Raw genomic sequence first — 18002 nt, 5'->3', positions numbered from 1 at the left:
CGAATGCGGATACCTACCCCTGTGGCAATGTCGGCTCTGGTCATGGCGGGCCTGGTAGCCAGCGGTTCGGCCGCCCACACCACCTCGTCGTCGACACCGCCGGAAGCACCCGGATCCCGGCTCGCGGCAAACGCCAGACAGGTCGGAGACATCTCCGAGGACACTGAAGCACCATTGACCCAGACACTCGGAATGCTGCCGGTCGAGCCCACCACACCCCGGAAACTACGGGCGCTGAGCCCCCTGCCGGCCGACGGAATCCCACCCTTCGCCGGTACCGTTCCGTTACAGAGCATCGTCCTGCCCAGCGGTGGCGGCGTACTCGGCATCCCGGAGATCGTGCTGGCCGCCTACCGCAACGCCGAACTGGCGCTGCAGTCCTCGACACCCGGTTGCGGACTCACCTGGAACCTGCTCGCCGGTATCGGCCGCATCGAATCGGGTCACGCGAGCAACGGGCGCACCGACGCCGCCGGAACCACCGACCCGCCCATCTTCGGCCCGGCACTGGACGGCACGCTGCCCGGTAACGAGGTCATCCGCGCCGCCGACGGCGGATACGTCCGCGCACTGGGGCCCATGCAGTTCCTGCCCGGTACGTGGTCGCGCTACGCCGCCGACGGTAACGCCGACGGCCACGCCGACCCCCACAACGTTTTCGACGCCGCCCTCGGGGCCGGAAAGTACCTGTGTTCGGGCGGGCTGAATCTGCGCGACCCGCAGCAGGAATTGCGTGCCGTGCTGCGCTACAACAACTCGATGTCCTACGCGGCCAATGTGCTGAGCTGGTCGGCGGCCTACCGCACCGGCGGCCGTTCCGCACCGGTGATCCCCTCCCCGGACCTCGTACCGCCGGGCAGCGCCCCCACCCAGCTCCCGCCGGGATCGCCGGATCTGCTCGCCGCGCAAACCGATACGCCGGTACCCCCGCCTCCGCCCGAACTGGCGGTGCAGACCCCGCGACCCGAACCGATGATCCGGATCCCCGGATTGCCGCCTATCCCTTGCGGGTTGCTGTGCCCGCCCGCGCCCGGATCGCCGAAGGTCGGCCAGGCACTGCCCGCGCCCGGGCCCGGCGCCCCGGCCGCGCCCGGCGCACCCGCCGGCCCGAACCCCGAGACCGCCCCTGGAGCCCCGGCGCCCGCGACACCGGATGCTCCCGCGCCGGCGGAAAACCCGGATGTTCAGGCGGCACCTGCACCTGCACCTGCACCGCCGTCCATCACGCTGCCGGGCGGCCTGGTCATCCCGCTGCCGATCGGGCTGGTACCCGGACCGGCGGCGCCCACACCCGCCGACGCGGTGCCCCCACCGCCCGGCGACTCCGTCCCCACTCCGGCCGAACCCGCCCCACCTGCCTGATCCCATCCCCGGCTCCGACGCTGTCGGCGCCGGGTCCATATGGGGCGCCGCCGCTTTCCTGCCCAGTCGACGTCGCATTCACGCCGAAACATTGGTCACGAGGTAGTAACGAACTGGTCTCGGATGCGGTAGTCTCGACGGCGAAGGTCACGGCCGGGCAACGAGTCCGGGCGCGGCCGCAGGCTTGTGGTTGAGACGAAGGGCTTTGAGCACGTGGGGCGTCACCGTAAACAACAACCTGCCACTGTCACCCGAACTTCGGTTATCGCGCTCACCGGTTTGGTACCGGCGGGCGTCGTGGCAACCAACGCCGCCGCGGCGATGGCCACCGATCCCACCGCGGCCTCGGTCGAACTGCATATGTCCGCCGTAGGTGCCGCCCCGGCCGGCACCATGGCGCCCGCCACGTTCGACGACACCGTGATGCACGCCATGGCCAAACAGTCGCCGGAGGCGCCGGTCGAGGTGAAAACGGTTGCGCTGGATCCGAACCGACCCCGTAACGACCTCCCGGTCGCCGCCTCGGGTATTCCCGGGATCGCCGAGGACGCCTATCTCAATGCCGAGCAGATCCTGGCCGACGAGAACCCCGGCTGCAATATGCCCTGGACGATGCTGGCCGGGATCGGCCGCGTCGAATCGACCCATATGTACAACGGCAAGGCAGATGCCGACGGCAACGCACTGTCCCCGGTGTTCGGCCCGGCACTCGACGGCAGCCTGGCCGGTAACAACGTCATCCACGATTCCGACGGCGGTGCGCTCGACGGCTACGGCGGCTACGACCGCGCGGTGGGTCCCATGCAGTTCCTGCCGGAAACCTGGACCCATTACGCGGCGGACGGCAACCGTGACGGGATCTCCGATCCGCAGAACTACTACGACGCCACCCTGACCGCCGGCAAATACCTCTGCTCGGGCGACCTGGACATGAACGATCCCGCCCAGCAGACCAGGGCCATCCTGCGCTACAACAACTCGATGGCCTACGTCGCCAACGTCATGGCGTGGGCCCAGTCGTACCGGACGGGGATCGCACCACGGCCCGCGGAACTGCCGAAGATCTGACCGCACTACCATCGGCAGCATGCCAGTGGTAACGGAAGCGGAGGTGCGGGGCGCCCTCGCGAAGGTCGAAGACCCGGAGATCCGCAAACCGATCACCGAACTGGGCATGGTGAAAAGCATCGGGATCGATCCGGACAGCAATGTGCATATCGAGGTCTACCTGACGACCGCCGGCTGCCCGTTGCGTACCGAGATCACCCAGCGGGTCAGCACCGCGGTGGCCGATGTGCCCGGGGTCGGTGCGGTATCGGTCGAGCTCGATGTGATGAGCGACGAACAGCGCACCGAACTGCGCAAACAGTTGCGCGGTGATTCCGCCGAACCGGTGATCCCGTTCGCCCAGCCCGGTTCGCTCACCCGCGTGTACGCGGTCGCCTCCGGAAAGGGCGGGGTCGGCAAATCGAGTGTCACAGTGAACCTCGCCGCCGCGCTCGCCGACCGCGGCCTCTCGGTCGGGGTGCTGGACGCCGATATCTACGGTCATTCCATTCCCCGGATGCTCGGCACCGATGCCCGGCCCACCCAGGTCGAGCGGATGATCATGCCGCCGATCGCGCACGACGTGAAGATGATCTCGATCGCGCAGTTCACCCAGGGCAACACCCCCGTGGTATGGCGCGGCCCGATGCTGCACCGCGCGCTGCAGCAGTTCCTGGCGGACGTGTTCTGGGGTGATCTGGACGTGCTGCTGCTGGATCTGCCGCCCGGCACCGGCGATGTGGCGATCTCCATCGCCCAGCTGATCCCGAATGCGGAGATCCTGGTGGTCACCACCCCGCAGATCGCCGCCGCCGAGGTCGCCGAACGCGCCGGCGCCATCGCCCTGCAGACCCGGCAGCGGATCGCCGGGGTGGTGGAGAACATGTCCTGGCTGGACCTGCCCGACGGCAGCCGGATGGAGCTGTACGGATCCGGCGGCGGGCAGGCGGTCGCCGACCGGCTCACCCGCGCGGTCGGCGCCGAGGTGCCGCTGCTCGGGCAGATCCCGATCGAACAGGCGCTGCGTGAGGCCGGCGACGAGGGCACCCCCATCGTGCTGCGCGACCCGGACAATCCATCCGCCGTCGCCCTGCGCGCGGTAGCCGACAAGCTCGCGGTCCGTCGCCGGGGGCTGGCCGGTATGTCGCTGGGTATCGATACGACTCGTCATCTCTGAAGCCCTTCGTCTCCGCGCCCGGCCGGTAGCCACCGTCCGGCCGGCAACCCCACCGGGCGGTAGCGCCACCGATGCCCTTTCTCGCTCGCCGAGGACCCGGCATTCACGGCCGGGCTGGGAGCAAGTCGACCGCGGCCCCGCCCCGGTACTGCGGCCCGAGCCCCGCGGGTCGGGTCACGAACCCGGCCGGTACCGGCGGCCCGCGGCGACTCGCCACCACAGAGGGGCCGGCCGGCGATGCCGGCGCCGGTCCGACCCGGCTCCGGTCCGGCTGCGGCTCCCGTCCAACCACGGTGGCTCCGACCCGGCTCGGTCCTCGTTCAGCCAGGTACGGCTCCCGTCCCGCCGCAGTACGGCACCCGTCCGGCCGCAGTACCTGCCTCCCGTCCGACCGCGGCTCGGCCGAGCCGCGGCCTGCTGCCGTTCGGGCACCGCCTCCTTCGCGGGGGCACGGGGTGCGCGGATGGGCAGGACTGTGCGCCGGTGGCCGGAACGACCTCCGAGCGTCTTGTCGGCGGGCGCACCTAAACTCGGTCCATGCTCACCCTGCTGCTGTACGTCCTGATCGTGGGTTTGGTGGCCACGGTGCTGTTTCTGCTGGCCGGTGCGCTCTTCGGCCGGTCGGAGGAGCTGGGTCCGCTGCCGGAAGGCACCACCGCGACCATCCTGCCGGTGGAGGGTATTTCCGGTGCCGATGTGCGGGCCCTGCGGTTCCAGCAGGTGGTGCGCGGGTACAAGGCCGGCGAAGTCGATTGGGCATTGGCCCGGCTGGCCGCGCGGATCGATGAACTACAGACTCAGCTCGCCGAGGCGCAGTCCGCGAACGCCGGCGTGGCGCCGGGCCCGGAGCGCCCGTGACCACCGCCGATAAACTGGTCCGCTGCCCGTGGTCGGTCGATTCCCAGCTCTACCGCGACTACCACGACCAGGAGTGGGGCCGCCCGCTGCACGGCGACGACGCCCTGTTCGAGCGGCTGTGCCTGGAGGCGTTTCAGTCCGGATTGTCCTGGATCACCATTCTGCGCAAACGTCCCGCGTTCCGGCTGGCGTTCGCCGGATTCGTGATCGAGCGGGTCGCCGAATTCGATGCTGCCGATCGCGAGCGGCTGCTCGCCGATCCGGGCATTGTGCGCAATCGCGCCAAAATCGATGCCTGTATCGCGAATGCGAAAGTCGCCCGCGAACTCGATACCGGCCTGGACGAACTGCTCTGGTCGTTCGCTCCACCGCGGCGGCCGCGCCCGCGCGCAATCGGCGATATTCCCGCGGTGACACCCGAATCCACCGCACTGGCAAAAGAATTGAAGCGACGCGGTTTCCGCTTCGTAGGGCCGACCACCGCGTACGCGCTGATGCAGGCCACCGGAATGGTGGACGATCATCTGTCCGAATGCTGGGTCGACACGCGGCACACCGGTCTCGGCTGACCGGTCACATTTGGACGTCGAGTATCCGCCATCTCCTGCGATAGGGAACAATGGATCGGGTGCGGTCCGTCGCCTCAACCGACGGACCGCCCGGTTGGTGACAACCGGAGATCCGAGCAAGTGCGCAGCATACCGCGCAGATCTGGAGGGAGCAGAGGATGGCGGCCATGAAGCCCCGTACCGGGGACGGTCCCCTCGAGGCAACCAAGGAAGGTCGTGGGATCGTTATGCGGGTCCCGCTCGAGGGTGGCGGGCGTCTGGTCGTAGAACTCACGCCCGACGAAGCCGCGGCGCTGGGTGACGAATTGAAGAGTGTCACCAGCTAGCGATACCGCCGAGGAATCGGCGCTGGCCGCGGTCGCCGAGGTACTGAGCTGCCCTGTATGCGCCCGCGGCCTGGTTTGCGCGGGCCGGGTGCTGCGCTGCGATCTCGGCCACAGTTTCGATATCGCCCGGCAGGGTTATGTCAGCCTGCTCACCGGCGCGCCCACCAAACTCACCGGCGATACCGCGGGGATGCTCGACGCACGGGCTGTTTTCCAGGGTGTCGGATTCTTCGAGCCGATCGCCGCGGCGGTAGCCGACGCCGCGAGGGTCGCCCGAAACGACACCGCACCGCCATCCGGCGCCGAGGTGATCGCGGATATCGGAGCCGGTACCGGCTACTACCTGGCGCATGTCCTGGATGCGGTGCCCACCGCTCGCGGTATCGCGCTGGATATCGCCAAACCGGCCGGTCGCCGCTGCGCTCGCGCACATCCCCGCGCCGCGGCCGTGGTGGCCGACGCCTGGCGCGGGCTGCCGCTGCGGGACCGGACCCTGACGGCGGCGCTGTCGGTTTTCGCGCCGCGGAACCCGGCGGCCGTGGCACGGTGTCTCGCGCCCGGTGGACGGTATTTCGTGGTGACGCCCACCGCCCGGCATCTGGCGGAGCTCATCGGCCCGATCGGTATGGTCACCGTCGACCCCGATAAGGAGCGGCGCCTCGCCGACGGAATGGCCGGTCTGTTCACCCGGGTGGACAGTACCGCGGTGGAGTACCCGATGGCCCTGACCCGCGCCGATATCGCCCACCTCGTGGCGATGGGCCCATCCGCCCACCACACAGCGGCAACCGCCGAGCAGCTACCCGAACCCTTCGAGGTGACAACGTCGGTGACGGTGAGCACCTATCGCGCGCTGCCGGCGGCAACCGGTACCGGTCCTCACCGCGACCGGTGAGAACCGGTGAAAAATCAGGCAATCACGCTGCCACACCGGGAAATTCACTTGCGACGCGGGTCTGACCGGGGGTAACACCGGCCTGATGCGCGTATCGCATGCGGATTCCACCTTCGGCCACCCGCCACCCGCTTCGACCGGATCGGCGGATACGAGGCATCGGAAGCCTTCGTCGCCGATTTCTGTACCCGGGTCCTCGCCGATACCGAGCTCACGGAGTTCTTCACCGGAACGAGTATGTCCCGGCTGCGCGGTAGGCAGGCCGAGTTCTTCGCCGCTGCGCTCGGCGGTCCGGAACCCTACACCGGTGCACCGATGAAATAGGTGCATCAGGGGGCATCACCATGCATCATTTCGACCTGATGGCCGGGCGTCCGACCGCATCGTTCACCGCCGCCGGTGCGGACGAGGAGACGGTCGCCGAGATCATCGGGGCGGTGGAGTCTCAGTGTTTCGCCACCGTGCGATATACGTCCACGGTCTGTTCGGCGATCCGGAACCAGTCGAATTCCGCCCGGGCGCGGTCGCGGCCCGCGGCTCCGAATTCGGCCGCGCGGGCCGGATCACCGGCGAGTTCGTTGATCGCGGTGGCGAGGGCATGCTCGTAGGCCGCGGTCGCGCCCGCGTCGAAGTGCACCAGCCGCCCGGTGCCGCCGTCGGCGACCACCTCGGGGATTCCGCCGACATCGGAGGCCACCACGGCCGTGGCACAGGCCATCGCCTCGAGATTGACGATCCCGAGAGGTTCGTAGACCGACGGGCAGACGAAGACCGTGGCCGTGGCCAGCAGCTGGCGGATCTGTTCGGTCGGCAGCATCTCCCGCACCCAGAAGATATTGCCGCGCTGCCGGTGCAGCCCGGCCACGGCAGCGGCGACCTCGGCCTCCAGTTGCGGGGTGTCGGGTGCGCCGGCACACAGGACCAGCTGGATCTCCGGATCGATCTCACGTGCCGCGGCCAGCAGATGCCCGACACCTTTCTGACGGGTGATCCGGCCGACGAACACCGCCAGCGGCCGGTCCGGCCGTACTCCCAGTTCATCAAGGATCCGGCGGCTGCCGGGTGCCGGGGGCCCCGGATGCCAGACCTCGGCGTCGATACCGTTGCGCACTACGTGCACCCGGCCGGGATCCAGGGCGGGGTAGGCGTCGAGGACATCGCGGCGCATCCAGTCGCTCACCGCGATCACCGCATCGGCGTGTTCCAGTGCGTTGCGCTCCGACCACGACGACAACCGGTACCCGCCACCGAGTTGTTCGGCCTTCCACGGCCGGCGCGGTTCCAATGAATGCGTGGTGACCACATGCGGGATCCCGTACAGCGTCGCCGCCAGATGCCCAGCCAGACCCGCGTACCAGGTATGCGAATGAACTATGTCCACGGCGCCCACGGCGTCGGCCATCCGCAGTTGCGCCGACATCATCTGCAGTGCCGGATTGGCGCCCGCCAGCGCAGGATCCGTATCGTGCACCCGGGCCGCCGCCCGCGGTACCCCCATACAGTGCACGGCCACCGTGCTCATCCGGCGCAGCCGGGCCACCAGTTCGGTGACATGCACGCCGGCCCCGCCGTAGACCTCGGGCGGATATTCTCGGGTCAGCACGGCCACCCGTAGCGGATCACCCGCCGCTGATCCGGGCGCCGTGTCCACACCACTGGAACCGAAACTCACGGATTCACGGTAGCCGCCGAGCGGCGGTTTCACGGCAGCCACCGAGCGGCCGACGCCCGCCGACCACCTGGTTCGGTAGGTTTGGCTCTGTGAGGAGCCAGCCGCACGTACTCGGAATCGTGCTCGCCGGTGGCGAGGGCAAGCGACTCTTTCCCTTGACCGCCGACCGCGCCAAGCCGGCAGTTCCGTTCGGTGGCGCCTACCGCCTCATCGACTTCGTACTGAGCAATCTGGTCAATGCCGGTTTTCTCCGGCTGTGCGTGCTCACCCAATACAAATCGCATTCCCTGGACCGCCACATATCGCAGACCTGGCGGCTGTCCGGTTTCGCCGGTGAATACATCACCCCGGTACCCGCGCAGCAGCGGCTCGGCCCGCGCTGGTACACCGGGAGCGCCGACGCGATCATGCAGTCGCTGAATCTCATCTACGACGAGGACCCCGATTACATCGTGGTGTTCGGCGCCGATCACGTCTACCGGATGGATCCGGAGCAGATGGTCGCCGCCCATATCGATTCGGGCGCCGGGGTCACGGTCGCCGGGATACGGGTGCCGCGCAGCGAGGCGAGCGCTTTCGGCTGTATAGATTCCGACGAATCCGGGCGTATCGTCGGCTTCCTGGAAAAACCGGCCCATCCACCGGGAATTCCCGACGATCCGAATGCGACCTTCGCCTCGATGGGCAACTACGTGTTCACCACCAAGGCGCTGGTGGATTCGATCAAGGCGGATGCGGAGAATTCGGATTCCGATCACGATATGGGCGGCGACATCATTCCCGGTCTGGTCGCCGCGGGGCAGGCCGCCGTCTACGATTTCGCTGACAACGACGTTCCCGGCGCCACCGACCGCGACCGCGGTTACTGGCGCGATGTCGGCACCATCGACGCCTTCTACGAAGCCCATATGGATCTGGTGTCGGTGAATCCCGTTTTCAACCTCTACAACCGGCACTGGCCCATCCGCGGTGCCGCCGAGAATCTGCCGCCCGCGAAATTCGCCCGCGGCGGGCTGGCCCAGGAATCCATAGTCGGAGCCGGCAGTATCCTGTCGGCGGCAACGGTCCGCAATTCGGTACTGAGCGCGAACGTGCAGGTGGACGAGGGTGCCACGGTCGAGGGCAGTGTGCTGATGCCCGGCGTGCGGATCGGGCGCGGCGCGGTGGTCCGGCGCGCGATCCTGGACAAGAACGTGATGGTGTCCGAGGGCGAGATCATCGGAGTCGATCTGGATCGCGACCGCAGCCGGTTTGCCATCAGCAACGGCGGCGTGGTCACCGTCGGCAAGGGCACCTGGGTCTGATCCGGCTCCGTTCGGCCGGCAGACGGCCCATCGATGCCAGAGCAGCAGTGCTTCCCGTGAGGTTGGGAGAGCCGGGTACCGGCCGCACCGAAGCGGCCGTGCTTCCGAGCGGTAGGTCTCGGAATACACGGCCGCATCCCTCGCAACAGGGTCAGCGCACGTCACGGCCGCGCATTCCGGCCAGTCCTACCGCCAGCAGCACCACGGCGACGGCCGTGACGAGGAGCGTGGGAGTCACGCTGTATTCCACGCCCGGCACCTTCGGTGCGTGACTGAACGGCTCCAGATTCCGCAGCCATTGCGGGGCACCGGAGATGGAGCCCAGCAGGAAGACCGCGATCGCGGCGGTCAGCAACCCCCACGCCACCGGCGTCCAGCGCGGCACCAGACCGAACAGCGCAACCGTGGCCGCCGCGAAGAACCAGATCGCGGGCAGCTGGACCAGCGCGGCCGCCAGCATTCCGGGCAGTGTGCCGCCGATATCACCGGCGGCGATTCCGTAGGCCAGCCCGCCGAGCAGACCGGCGGTCAGCATGATCACCACCGGGCCGCCGAGGGCGAACACCAGATGAGAGGCCACCCAGCGGATCCGGCCGACTGCGCCGCTGAGTACCGATTCGGCATGGTGACCGTTCTCCTCGCCGAACATCCGCAGCGCCGCCGAAACCGCGTACGCCGCGCCCGCGATCCCCAGCATGGTGAACGCGTAGCTGACGAACGAATCCTCCAGCGAATCCGTGCCGCCCATCCGAGTGATCAGCTCACGCAGGGTGTCGTTGCTGCCGAAACTGTCGCCGATACCGTTGACGATGCTCCCGATCACCAGGCCGTACAGTCCGACTCCGATACCCCACCCGAGTAGAGCGCCGCGCTGCAGCCGGACCGCCAGACCGAACGGGCCGGTCAGCGCGGGGCCGGCCGCCGCGGGCCCGAGTCGTTCGGCGAGCAGGCCGGCGCCGACATCGCGCCGGCGCAACAGGGTGAAGGCCACCGCGACCATGATCGTGAGCAGCGCCAGATGCAACAGCAGCACCCACCAGTGGTCGCCCGCATAGGGCCGGACCTGCAGCGACCAGCCCTGCGGCGACAACCAGGTCAGTGGGTTGACCGGCCCCGCACCCGCTTGCGCGTCGCCCACGGCACGCAGGGTGAAGGTCACCGCGAGCGTCGCGAACGCCAGCCCGCGAGCGAGCCGGGCCCCCGAGCAGACCTGTGCGGTTACGGCGGCAACCGCCGCGAATACCATCCCCGACCCGGCGAGCGCGAGCCCGAAAGCCAGTGATCCGGCGGCCGGAACACCGGCCGCGGTCAGGCTCGCCGCCCCGATGAGACCGGTCAGCAGTGCACCGCCGAGGGCCAGCAGTAGCGCCGCCGCCAGGCTCGAGTACCGGCCGATGGAGGTGGCGGCCAGCACTTCGGTGCGGCCGGACTCCTCTTCCGCCCGGGTGTGCCGGATCACCGTGAGGATGGTGGCCACGGCGATCAAGGTGTGGAACATCCCCGCTTTCCAGATTCCCACGGCACCGAGGGAGGTGTCGTAGACCGGCCCGTACATCGCCAGCTGCGCCGGACTGGCCAGAATGGTGGCCGCGAACGAGGCGCGGTCGGCCGCGGTCGGGTACACCGATTCGATACTGGCCACATACACCGACCCCAAAGGCACGGACAGCAGCAGGATCCACAGCGGCGCCACGATCCGGTCCCGCCGCAGATAGAGGCGTAGCAGCCGGAGGGTGCCGGTGAATTCGGTACCCGCGGACATCGTGTCGAACATGCTCGGCCGGGCGCCGGCCACGGCCGTGGTCATTTCCGTACCTCCTGCAATTCGCCGGCCTCCCGGCCGTTCACCGAGTAGTGCCGCATGAACAGCTCCTCCAGCGTCGGCGGCCGGCTGATCAGGCTGCGCACGCCGGTGTCGCCGAGTACCCGGACCAGTTCGGCGAGATGTTCGCCGTCCACCTGGCAGTGCAGCGTGTGATCGTCCAGGCTCACATCCGCCACCCCCGGTAGCGCCGCGATATCGCCGGGGTCACCGGTCAGTTCCGCGGTGATGGAGGTGCGGCTCAGATGCCGCATGGAGGCCAGCGTGCCGCTTTCCACCGTGCGCCCGGACCGGATGATGGTGACCCGCTCGCACAGGGCTTCCACCTCGGAGAGGATATGGCTGGACAGCAGTACGGTGGCCCCGCGTCCGGCCGCCTCGGCGACGCATTCGCGGAACACCTGTTCCATCAGCGGGTCCAGGCCGGAGGTCGGCTCGTCGAGCAGCAGTAACCGGGCATGCGAGGAGAACGCGGAGATGAGCGCTACCTTCTGCCGGTTACCTTTGGAATACGTGCGCGCCTTCTTGCGGGGATCGAGCTCGAACCGTTCGATCAGCTCGGCGCGCCGCGCGGTATCGAGACCGCCGCGCATCGCCGCGAGCAGGTCGATGGTCTCGCCGCCGCTCAGCGACGGCCACAGGGTTACGTCACCCGGAACGTAGGCGATTTCGCGATGTAGCGATACCGCCTCGGCCCAGGGGTCGCGGCCGAGCATCCGCACCTCACCGCTGGTACGTGCCAGCAGTCCCAGCAGGATCCGGATGGTGGTGGATTTCCCGGCTCCGTTGGGCCCGAGGAATCCGTGGACTTCACCGTCGGACACCTGCAGATTCAGTCCGTCGAGTGCGCGGACCCGGCCGAAGTGCTTGTGCAGATCCCGGATCTCAATTGCCGAAATCATCGAATCTCCTTGTTGGAAACAGAAATAGAAATCTGGAACGAATAGGTGCGCATGCACCGGACAGCCGGCTGCGATTTGCCGATTTCCCGGAGCCGGGGCCGATCGACTCCGGCACAGCGGGCCCGGTCGCCCACGGCATGCACAGCGGAGCCCGGCCATTGCTTCTCATGCGCCGGCCCGGCCGTATCTTCCACAGCGGCTTCGCCGGATCATTCGTGGCGGCGCCGCCCGCAGGTGCACGGACCGTATCCCGCGGCCGGGGCGGCCTGATTCTCCGCGGCGATCGGTGCCCGGTTCTGCTGCGGGCTCCGAAGCGGAACCGTGTTCAGGGCCCGGCCGCTGTCTCGCCGGCATTTCCTGCGCCCGGATCCGCGGTTCGGGCGCCGCTCCGGTCATCGGTGGCCGCCGCCTCCTGGTCGGCCGGGCCCGTGCCGGTATCCGGGTTCGCACCGGACCCCGGCCCGGCCGCGCGCAACGCGTCCACCATCGACGAGTCGGCGAGCAGGCCCTCGGTGTAGATCTCGAGCGCGGGCAGCATCATCTGATCGGCGTACTCGCGCAGGGCCTGCCGGTAGTCGACCACTCCGTCCGCTGGGGTGTGCGTCTGCAGGAACATCAGCATGCCGCCACCGTTGGTCGTGGCCAGGTACCGCGCCATGGCCTGCATATCCCGGGGCTTACGCAGCGCCCCCGACGCCACACCGGCCGCCAGGTACTCCTCGACGTCGGCGACCATATGCTCGAACAACGTTGCGGCCAGATCGCCGCCGGCCTGGAAGCTGCGCATCAGGTAGGCGATGATCGGAGCGAACTCTTCGATCTCCGCCAGCTGCTGCAGCATATTCCCGGCCGAGGGCCGGTTCATGAAGCTCATCTTCGCGTCACGGATCACTCCCCGTATGTAGTCGTCGCATTCGCGACGCAACCCGTCCTTGGACCCGAAATGGTGGTTGACCAGCCCGGGCGATACTCCTGCGGCCTTTGCGATGGCCCGCACTCCGACACCGAAGCCCTGTTCGCCGAACAGCGCGACGGCCGCATCACGGATACGTGCCCGGGTGGTCAAATCATCGCTTGAACGCATGTTCAATACGCTAAACAGTTGTTCAGTCAAGGCGCAAGAGGTACGACCGTAGAAATTCCGTCAAGAAGAATCCACACGTGAACGAGAGCGCCGCGAGGCCCCACCACCGCAACCTCGAAATGTCCGTCCACCTGCGTGAAACGGCGCACACGCCCGGCCGTGAAAGAACTGGCAGGCGGCCGCCGCAGACGCCGCCCTGTCAATCGCCCGAAACCTCGCGCCGAGGGGCGAGTTCGAGAACAGCTACGCCCCGGCACCAGGGAACGCCCCACCGCCGGCCGGGGTGATTCGCGCGGCCCGGTCGACCGGCGATACCCGGGTACCGGCCACGGCCACTGACCGATGACTTGCCGTCTACCGATCTCGCCGATGTCCTGCGCGCTACGACACCCGACCAGTGGCGGCAATCGGTATCGCCGCGCACCGGTGGCCGACATCGCTCCGAGTGGTGTTCATCGGCTCAACTCATCCCAGAAGTCCGTGTCCTCTGCCGCGGCTGTTTTCCGCCGCCGGAAGCGTGCGATACCGGCCCGCGAGTGACCGACCGGCGCGGTGGGGCCGGGGGGGAGCCGACGGACCAGCCATGAGGGAATCCCGCGGCACGGCCGGTCCGGCGGCCAGGACGCCTTCCTGGAGCGCGGCGGGCGCGCCGTGATCGTTCCAGGGCGGCGCAGCTACCCTTTCGATGCGCAGAGCAATCCGTCGCCGAGGGGAATGAGCACACTGGTCAATCCCGGATCCTCGGCGATGAACCGGGTCGCCGAACGTACCGCCTGCGTGGCGGCATCCCGGTGGGCCGGGTCCGGGACCCGCCCGCCGAGCAGCGCATTGTGCAGCAGTACCGCGCCCCCGGGCCGCAACAGCCGCACCGCCTCCGCGATGTACTGCGGATGCTCGATGGGTGCGCCGTCCACGAAGACCAGGTCGTAGGCGCCGTCGGCGAGCCGGGGCAGCACATCCAGTGCGCGGCCGTTGATCAGGCGGGTCCGCGCCAGGGGAATCTCAGCCGCCCGGAACGATTCTTTCGCGGCTCGCTGATGTTCGGGCTCGGGGTCGATGGTGGTCAGGGTGCCGTCCTCGCGCATACCGTCGAGCAGCCATAGCCCGCTGACCCCGGCACCGGTTCCCACCTCGACCACCGCCCGCGCGTCCAGCAACTGCGCGTACATGCTGAGCAGTGCGCCGACCGACGGCGGCACCGGGGCCGCACCGAGTTCGGTGGCCCGCTCGCGGGCGTTGATCAGTACCTCGTCCTCCACGACGGATTCTTCGACGTAGGCGAGATTTCGCTCCAGGTTCGATGCCACGCACTCGAGGCTATGCCAAACGCGGCGAAGCTGGTCGCAACATTCTCAGGTGTCCCTCAGGCTACCCACACCCAGCCCACACGGGGACAGTGAAGAGTAGGGCCCACGCAAGACCAGCCGATCGAACGCCTCGGCCGGGAACAACGGAGCACAACCCGGCCGTTGTAACCGGTAAAGGTGGCCCGTGAACCGGGCCACTGCTTCGAGCCTACGCCTCGGTCCCGATGAAGGAGGTTGTCACCATCCACATGGTCGATGCGGCACGCGAGTCCGCCACCTTGCCCGAGCTGTCCCCGGCCGGACTTCCGGCAGTCGAAGCCGGATACACCCTGCCCGGCCGGGAAGAATTCGGCCCGACCCCGTTTCCCGGGCCCGGTCGCGAGGTAGCCGCACACCGAGACCTGGTGACAAACCATCCCGCTTCGCCGGACGCCCTGATGGAGGTGCCCGATATGTCCACTATCGACGACAGAGCCGAGGACTACGACGCCGCATCCGCGGAGGCCGGGGAACTCGACGAACTTCCCCTCACCGGCACCGCCGCCTTCGACGCCACCGGCGACCGCGCGGTCATGCCCACCTGGGACGAACTGGTCCGGGAACACGCCGATCGGGTGTACCGGCTGGCCTACCGCCTCTCCGGCGACGCGCAGGACGCCGAGGATCTCACCCAGGAGACGTTCATCCGGGTCTTCCGTTCACTGTCCAGTTATCAGCCCGGCACGTTCGAAGGCTGGCTGCACCGCATCACCACCAACCTCTTCCTGGACATGGTCCGCCGCCGCAGCCGGATCCGGATGGAGGCGCTACCCGAGGACTACGACCGGGTGCCCGCCGAGGGCCCTGGCCCCGAGCAGGTATTCCACGACGCCCGGCTCGATCCCGATCTGCAGTCGGCGCTGGATTCGCTGGCCCCGGAATTCCGGGCCGCGGTCGTGCTCTGCGATATCGAAGGTCTCTCCTACGAGGAGATCGGCGCGACGCTCGGAGTGAAGCTGGGTACTGTTCGCAGCCGTATCCATCGCGGCCGGCAGGCACTGCGCGAGTATCTTGCGCATAATGGAGTGCAGGAACGTTTCGCCGCCGAGGCGAGCCTCGCTTAAGGCACCGAGGCGAGCCTCGCTTAAGACACCGAGGCGAGCCTCGCTTAAGACACCGAGGCGAGCCTCGTGTAAGGAAGCGGGGCGAGTCTCGGATGGGATACCGAGGCGAGCTTCGGGTCCGGCGACCGTGACGCCGGGTCCCGGCGGTCAGCGATGTCGGTTGGGAAGGATGGACAGCGAATGAGTGGCGACTCCAGTACGCCCGGTCGTCGTCCCCCGCAGTTCCACTCCACCGAGCATCTGGCGAGCGAGGCGGTCGCCGCCTATGTCGATGGTGAACTGCGAATGAACCCGTATCTGCGAGCGGCCCAGCATCTTTCGGTCTGCCCGGAATGCGCTGCCGAGGTGGAAGCCCAGCAGCAGGCCAGGATCGCGCTGCGCCGGGCCACTCAGGTATCAGTGCCCACCGGCCTGCACGACAGCCTGTCGCGTATTCCGCTCGCCGAACCACCGGCCGAGCCGAATTCTCCCGCAAATCCACGTAACGAGGCGGTATTCGGATTATCTGGTCAGTCGTTTTCCGCGACCTTCGACAGCTTCCGGTGGTCGGCATGGTGGCGCAAGTAGAGTTTGCCGCGTGAGTTCCGAATCGACGCACAATTCCCCTGCCGATACACCTGATTCGGCGGACGAAAACGGCACGGCGGCCGAGAACGGCACGCTGCGCCCGCCCGGGGCGCCGGTGCTGGCACCGCGCCCGGTCTACCGGCCCCATGTGGACTCACATACCGCGCATGCCTTCCGCCGGCCGGCCGGGCAGTCCGGATCGTTCGCCGCGCGCAACGGCCGTAACGACAACGAGCCGGCGCCGGTCGCGCCCAAGGGGCCTCCGGCCGCGGTTCTGGCCGAAGCGTTCGGCCGCCCGCCGGGTTCCACCGAACTGCTCCAGCGCGACCCGGCGGCCGGTTCGCAGACACCCCCGGTCGCGGGACCGGCGGACCCCTGGCGCGATCCCGATGCGCAGGCCCGGCTGGGTGCGCCCGCGTTCCCGGCGCCGGCCGCCGGCACACTGCCGCAGGCGGAGAAGCTGTCGGCCCGGCAGGTCCTTTTCGGCTCCCGGGTCGCGCCGCGCGCGCTGCTGATCCTGGCCGCGATCGCGCTGGCGATAGGCCTGGTCGGAGGTCTCGTGGGCCGGCTGACAGCGGAGACCGCCTCCACGCTGACCTCGCGCAAGGTCAGCCTGGAGCAGAGTGACAGTGAGCAGCCGCACGGACCGATCGCTCAGGTCGCCGATGCGGTACTGCCCTCGGTGGTTTCCATCCGCACCACTGTCGGCGAGAACGGCGCAACCGGATCCGGGGTGGTGATCGACGGCAACGGCTATATCGTCACCAACAACCATGTGATCTCGATGGCGGCACAGGATACGTCCGGCCGGGCGCGTATTCAGATCACCTTCTCCGACGGCACCCGCACACCGGCCAATATCGTGGGCCGGGACCCGAAAAGCGATCTCGCGGTCCTCAAGGTGGATGTGAAAAATCTCACTGTTGCCGAGTTGGGTAAATCCGGCGACGTCCAAGTCGGTGACGCCGTTCTGGCCATCGGCTCACCGCTGGGCCTGAGCAAAACGGTGACCTCCGGCATCGTCAGCGCCCTGCACCGCCCGGTGAAATTGGAAGGTGAGGGCAGCGATACCAAGGCCGTGATCGATGCGGTGCAAACCGATGCCTCGATCAACCCCGGCAACTCCGGTGGCGCGCTGGTGGACGCGGACGGCCGGGTGATCGGCATCAACACCGCGATCCGCAGCGAGAGCGGCGGATCCGTCGGACTCGGCTTCGCGATCCCTGTCGACCAGATGACCGAGGTCGCGCAGACTCTCATCCGCGACGGCTCGATCCATCACCCGGTGATCGGCGTGAGCGCCCGCCAGAAAACCGTCGCCAACGAGGTTATGAGCGGCGCGGAAGTCGCCGATGTGCAGCCGGGGAGTCCGGCAGCGAATGCCGGGATCGTCGAGGGCGATGTGATCGTGCGGGTGGGCGACCGGGAGGTCACCAACCCCGACGAACTGGTCGTGGCGGTACAGAGCAACGATATCGGCCAGACGGTGAACGTCCAGCTCATCCGGGAAGGCCGGCAGGTGGACATTCCCGTGACGCTCGCCTCCGACTGATCCACCACCCGCGGCGCCGGGTAATCTGGTGAGGTGTTCAGCAGTATCGGGTGGGGCGAGATGCTCGTCCTGCTCGTCGCCGCCCTCGTAATCCTCGGCCCGGAACGGTTACCCGGCGCCGCGCGGTGGACTGCGCGCACTCTGCGCCAGGTCCGCGATTACGCGACCGGCGCGACGTCGCAATTGCGCTCCGAACTCGGGCCGGAATTCGACGAGCTGCGAAAACCGATCGCCGATCTCCAGGAATTACGTGGGATGTCTCCGCGGTCGGTGGTGACCAAACATCTTCTGAACGGCGACGATTCCCTCTTCAAGAACCTCGACGGTTCCTTGCCGGACAGCAGGGATATCCTCGGCGGCGCCAGCGGGATGCCAGATTACCCGCGAGCGCAACAGAATAAACCACTCGAACATAATGAGCGGCCGCCGATCGACACCGACGCCACCTGATCGTC

The 18002-nt window shown here is 68.2% G+C and carries 17 protein-coding genes and 1 pseudogene; 13 read left to right on the top strand and 5 right to left on the bottom strand.

Annotated elements, in window-relative coordinates; all coding sequences use genetic code 11:
- Positions 1-27: 27 nt before the first annotated feature.
- The 8 genes and pseudogenes from IU448_RS17145 to IU448_RS17110 all read left to right on the top strand — a co-directional run.
- Positions 28-1362: a lytic transglycosylase domain-containing protein gene (locus IU448_RS17145; protein ID WP_228813300.1), complete on the top strand. Its 1335-nt coding sequence runs from the start codon at positions 28-30 to the stop codon at positions 1360-1362.
- Between the two features lie 213 nt (positions 1363-1575).
- Positions 1576-2430 carry a lytic transglycosylase domain-containing protein gene (locus IU448_RS17140; protein ID WP_195056629.1) on the top strand — a complete coding sequence of 285 codons (855 nt, stop codon included), beginning with the start codon at positions 1576-1578 and terminating at the stop codon, positions 2428-2430.
- A gap of 19 nt (positions 2431-2449) precedes the next feature.
- Positions 2450-3586, top strand: coding sequence for an Mrp/NBP35 family ATP-binding protein (locus IU448_RS17135; RefSeq protein ID WP_195056628.1), 1137 nt, complete (start codon positions 2450-2452; stop codon positions 3584-3586).
- Positions 3587-4123: 537 nt separating this feature from the next.
- A complete protein-coding gene (locus IU448_RS17130) occupies positions 4124-4444 on the top strand; it encodes a DivIVA domain-containing protein (protein WP_195056627.1) in 321 nt (106 codons plus the stop codon).
- Entirely contained in the window at positions 4441-5013 is a 573-nt protein-coding gene (locus tag IU448_RS17125; RefSeq protein ID WP_195056626.1) for a DNA-3-methyladenine glycosylase I, read from the top strand. Before IU448_RS17130 ends, IU448_RS17125 begins: the two co-directional genes overlap by 4 nt.
- 158 nt (positions 5014-5171) lie before the next feature.
- Positions 5172-5339, top strand: a complete 168-nt coding sequence (locus IU448_RS17120) for a DUF3117 domain-containing protein (RefSeq protein WP_011211259.1) — start codon at positions 5172-5174, stop codon at positions 5337-5339.
- A complete protein-coding gene (locus IU448_RS17115) occupies positions 5326-6234 on the top strand; it encodes a putative RNA methyltransferase (RefSeq protein ID WP_195056625.1) in 909 nt (302 codons plus the stop codon). The genes IU448_RS17120 and IU448_RS17115 overlap by 14 nt, the downstream gene beginning before the upstream one ends.
- Positions 6235-6327: 93 nt before the next feature.
- Positions 6328-6674: pseudogene (locus tag IU448_RS17110) on the top strand (group I truncated hemoglobin); the annotation flags it as partial.
- Between the two features lie 5 nt (positions 6675-6679).
- Here IU448_RS17110 and glgA read toward each other — a convergent pair.
- Positions 6680-7906, bottom strand: coding sequence for a glycogen synthase (gene glgA, locus IU448_RS17105; RefSeq protein ID WP_324188622.1), 1227 nt, complete (start codon positions 7904-7906; stop codon positions 6680-6682).
- 89 nt (positions 7907-7995) lie between these two features.
- Here glgA and glgC point away from each other — a divergent pair, with 89 nt between their 5' ends.
- Positions 7996-9210: a glucose-1-phosphate adenylyltransferase gene (gene glgC, locus IU448_RS17100; RefSeq protein ID WP_195056624.1), complete on the top strand. Its 1215-nt coding sequence runs from the start codon at positions 7996-7998 to the stop codon at positions 9208-9210.
- 151 nt (positions 9211-9361) lie between these two features.
- Here glgC and IU448_RS17095 read toward each other — a convergent pair whose 3' ends face one another.
- The 4 genes from IU448_RS17095 to IU448_RS17080 form a co-directional block, all read right to left on the bottom strand.
- Complete coding sequence (locus tag IU448_RS17095; RefSeq protein WP_195056623.1) at positions 9362-11017, bottom strand: ABC transporter permease; 1656 nt, start codon at positions 11015-11017, stop codon at positions 9362-9364.
- Entirely contained in the window at positions 11014-11934 is a 921-nt protein-coding gene (locus IU448_RS17090) for an ABC transporter ATP-binding protein (RefSeq protein ID WP_195056622.1), read from the bottom strand. The genes IU448_RS17095 and IU448_RS17090 overlap by 4 nt, the downstream gene beginning before the upstream one ends.
- A 325-nt stretch (positions 11935-12259) precedes the next feature.
- Positions 12260-13018: a TetR/AcrR family transcriptional regulator gene (locus tag IU448_RS17085; protein WP_195056621.1), complete on the bottom strand. Its 759-nt coding sequence runs from the start codon at positions 13016-13018 to the stop codon at positions 12260-12262.
- 674 nt (positions 13019-13692) lie between these two features.
- Positions 13693-14325: an O-methyltransferase gene (locus IU448_RS17080; RefSeq protein ID WP_195056620.1), complete on the bottom strand. Its 633-nt coding sequence runs from the start codon at positions 14323-14325 to the stop codon at positions 13693-13695.
- Positions 14326-14777: 452 nt separating this feature from the next.
- Here IU448_RS17080 and sigE point away from each other — a divergent pair, with 452 nt between their 5' ends.
- The 4 genes from sigE to tatB all read left to right on the top strand — a co-directional run bounded on the left by sigE (position 14778) and on the right by tatB (position 17997).
- A complete protein-coding gene (sigE, locus tag IU448_RS17075; protein WP_416383021.1) occupies positions 14778-15428 on the top strand; it encodes an RNA polymerase sigma factor SigE in 651 nt (216 codons plus the stop codon).
- 180 nt (positions 15429-15608) lie between these two features.
- Positions 15609-15995, top strand: a complete 387-nt coding sequence (locus IU448_RS17070; RefSeq protein ID WP_195056619.1) for a hypothetical protein — start codon at positions 15609-15611, stop codon at positions 15993-15995.
- 10 nt (positions 15996-16005) lie between these two features.
- Positions 16006-17547 (top strand): S1C family serine protease, encoded by a 1542-nt coding sequence (locus IU448_RS17065; protein ID WP_195056618.1) that lies wholly within the window; start codon positions 16006-16008, stop codon positions 17545-17547.
- Between the two features lie 33 nt (positions 17548-17580).
- A complete protein-coding gene (tatB, locus tag IU448_RS17060) occupies positions 17581-17997 on the top strand; it encodes a Sec-independent protein translocase protein TatB (RefSeq protein ID WP_195056617.1) in 417 nt (138 codons plus the stop codon).
- The last annotated feature ends 5 nt before the right edge of the window (positions 17998-18002 follow it).

The sequence above is a fragment of the Nocardia flavorosea genome (assembly GCF_015477805.1).
Taxonomy (GTDB): Bacteria; Actinomycetota; Actinomycetes; order Mycobacteriales; family Mycobacteriaceae; genus Nocardia; species Nocardia flavorosea_A.
The sequence above is the reverse complement of the archived record's forward strand: the minus strand, read 5'-3'. Positions and strand labels throughout refer to the sequence as shown.

Bases quoted from the DNA above. Each gene is read 5' to 3' on its own strand.
- IU448_RS17145 (WP_228813300.1), top strand. From the start codon at position 28: ATGTCGGCTCTGGTCATGGCGGGCCTGGTAGCCAGCGGTTCGGCCGCC.
- IU448_RS17135 (WP_195056628.1), top strand. From the start codon at position 2,450: ATGCCAGTGGTAACGGAAGCGGAGGTGCGGGGCGCCCTCGCGAAGGTC.
- IU448_RS17130 (WP_195056627.1), top strand. From the start codon at position 4,124: ATGCTCACCCTGCTGCTGTACGTCCTGATCGTGGGTTTGGTGGCCACG.
- IU448_RS17120 (WP_011211259.1), top strand. From the start codon at position 5,172: ATGGCGGCCATGAAGCCCCGTACCGGGGACGGTCCCCTCGAGGCAACC.
- IU448_RS17095 (WP_195056623.1), bottom strand. From the start codon at position 11,017: ATGACCACGGCCGTGGCCGGCGCCCGGCCGAGCATGTTCGACACGATG.
- IU448_RS17090 (WP_195056622.1), bottom strand. From the start codon at position 11,934: ATGATTTCGGCAATTGAGATCCGGGATCTGCACAAGCACTTCGGCCGG.
- IU448_RS17085 (WP_195056621.1), bottom strand. From the start codon at position 13,018: ATGCGTTCAAGCGATGATTTGACCACCCGGGCACGTATCCGTGATGCG.
- sigE (WP_416383021.1), top strand. From the start codon at position 14,778: ATGTCCACTATCGACGACAGAGCCGAGGACTACGACGCCGCATCCGCG.
- IU448_RS17070 (WP_195056619.1), top strand. From the start codon at position 15,609: ATGAGTGGCGACTCCAGTACGCCCGGTCGTCGTCCCCCGCAGTTCCAC.